The sequence below is a fragment of the Bradyrhizobium sp. 23AC genome (assembly GCF_054863025.1).
In genome coordinates this window covers 1-305 of the sequence record NZ_JAVAYN010000102.1, presented here as the reverse complement: position 1 = coordinate 305, position 305 = coordinate 1, and the positions used below count along the sequence as shown (strand labels likewise).

Below are 305 nucleotides of genomic sequence, written 5' to 3'. Positions count from 1 at the left end.
GCACCTGTGGCGCTGCCGGCAACCGTAACCGCATTTGTGGTCCCGACGGCGCTGGTCTCGAGGTCGACGCTGACGCTGGAGGCCGCGATCTGGTAGTTCAGGCGGGTGGAGCCGTTGCCGATGATGGTGTCGTTGCCGCCGGCGCCGGCGAAGTCGTTAAAGGCGCCGGAGGAGCCGACATTGGTCGCCCCGGCCTGACCGAATCCGGTCGCATCGAACGTGTCGTCGAAATTGGTGCCGCGGGCGGCCTCGACGTTGCGGATCGTGTCGGTGCCGACGGTCGCATCGCCGTTCACGGTGCCTGC

The 305-nt window shown here is 67.9% G+C and carries 1 protein-coding gene; it reads right to left on the bottom strand.

Annotated elements, in window-relative coordinates; all coding sequences use genetic code 11:
- On the bottom strand, positions 1-305 hold a 305-nt coding region (locus tag RAD10_RS41635), incomplete at both ends, for a hypothetical protein (protein WP_461622005.1).